The sequence below is a fragment of the Sporomusa sp. genome, assembly GCF_057736855.1.
Genome location: NZ_JBYKYF010000397.1, coordinates 1 through 2,353, shown reverse-complemented (window position 1 = coordinate 2,353; position 2,353 = coordinate 1). Strand labels below are relative to the sequence as shown.

Here is a 2,353-nt window from a genome sequence, read left to right as displayed (position 1 = left end):
GATATATATAACATATGACACATCCATATGTCGGGTGAGATACATGTTTGTATCATTACTAGGAAACAGAAACGTTATACGCATACTGGATTTCATGATCTGCAACGCGCCCAACCACTATAGCAAAAGCGAAATGATTGTTGCCTTGAAGATGGGACGACCAAGCTTTTACAAAGCCTGGAAAATGATGGAAGAACTTGGAATTGTGAAAGCGATTGATTCTAGAAAGAACTTCAGATATTACGTTCTAAATAAGGAAGACAGCATAGTAAAGACGATTTTGAAACTACATGCCCAGCTTATGAGGATTTGATAGCCGTGGAGGGAACATCGCTAGAAATGGTCACGGCTACCAATGACAATAAGCCATGCCAGGATTTAAAGATTGTGGACTTGAATAAATATAATATATATCCATCTTATCGAGTTGGCCAGAAGGAGGCAATAGAGTCAATATTAGAAAACTATGAAAAGATTCGTACAGGAGAAATGAACACCAAAATAACGGAATTGTCATCCCCGACAGGTAGTGGCAAATGTCTTGGAAAAAATACTAGAATTATTATGTATGACGGTACTATTAAAAAGGTGCAAGATGTCAAGATCGGCGACTTGTTACTAGGCCCCGATTCCAGGCCAAGAAGGGTTTTAAATCTGTCCCACGGAATAGATATGTTATATAAAATAACCCCAATAAGAGGAGGAGAATCATTTATATGCACTGGAAATCACGTATTAAACTTAACAAAAACCAATGACGGTACTCGAAACAAATTAAACATTAATATAACTGTTGATGAATACCTGTCTTCACACAAGACGTTTAAACATATTTACAAGCTATGGCATCCTGGGGTCATAAGTTTTGAATGTAATGATAAAAGTGTACCAATACCACCCTATCTATTAGGGATATGGCTAGGCGATGGACATAACGGATCACCAGAAATTACCAACCCTGACCACGAAATTGAGAAATACTTGTATGAATATGCTGAAAAAAACAATCTTCATATAAGGATATCCCATCAAACCGAAAACAAAACACAATGCCCAACATTTCATATAGTAAACAAAAAAAACAAAGGCCGTGGAAGTGATTTTGGTCACTTTGTGAAAAATATAAAAAATAAATGCGGTGTAAAAAGAATTCCATTCAATTACCTTACGAACACCGTCCGCAATAGAAGGGAACTACTTGCAGGAATACTAGATGCGGATGGATATTATTCACGTGCTGTATATGAATTGATAGTAAAAAACGATGATCTTGCATCAGACATTGCGTTTCTGGCAAGATCGCTAGGCATTTCAGTATCGATGTCAAAAAAAATAGGAACTATAAAAAGCACGGGGTTTTCTGGAATATATAACCGACTTAGTATGTCCGGAAACGAATTGGCTAGCATCCCATGTAAAATACATAGAAAAAAATTCGGGGGTAGAAACCAGAAAAAAAGAAGCAATGTAACGGGTTTTAGTATAGAACCAATTGGACATGACGAGTTTTTCGGGTTTGAAGTGTCCGATGATCATTTATTCATGCTTGGAGATTTCACAGTAACTCACAACTCACTAATGCTCGCCGTTACTGCACGAGCGTTATTGGAATTATATCCAGATGAAATAAAAAAAGTAGTCTATACAACCCCACTGAAAGCTTTGGTCTACCAAATTGAGGAAGATGAGCAACTGGGCATTCCCGTGGTTCTTGGAAAAAGCAACTATGATTGCCTGTTGCTGGAAGGTCTGGATGCATCTGATTGCCCGTTTCGGTCGGCAAGCCTGGCAAAACAAAAGCCGAAAATCTGCAATAAGTGCCCCTACATACTGGCCAAGAACCAATTCAGATATTCTAACTTGGCAGCGTGTACCCTTGATTTTTTCATATATAACCGGGCGTCGGCAGATATACTCATCATTGATGAATCGGCAAGCTTGGAGGATAAACTTCTCAACCACTTTGGAATAGCTCTGCCAGAAAAAATAGATCTCAAAAATCTTACGGATTCAATTCATCAATGGATGATTTCTCTTGAAGAGGAATCTGAAAATTACACCGAAATGCTTGAAAGCATGAACCTGAGTGCAACCAACAACACCAGGCTTCTTAATGATATACGATATGTCACGACCAAACTGACCAAAATCGAAAGGCAGGTCGCCAAATGTGGGAGGATATTGCAGGTAATATCCAGCAATGAAAAGGCATACTTCATTGACAAGGACCGAAACCTCAAGCTCATCAGAGGGGAGTATCCTTTTAACAGCATGGCCAGTCGAGTGAAGATGGTTATCATGAGTTCTGGAACCCCAACAACATCGCTCATATGTCGAAACTATTCGCGAGTCG

Annotated in this window: 1 protein-coding gene; it reads left to right on the top strand. The window is 38.9% G+C overall.

What is annotated here, in order from left to right:
* Positions 1-318 precede the first annotated feature (318 nt).
* A partial coding sequence (locus AC29Z1_RS16760) for a Hint domain-containing homing endonuclease (RefSeq protein ID WP_488272593.1) occupies positions 319-2,353 on the top strand: 2,035 nt, incomplete at its 3' end.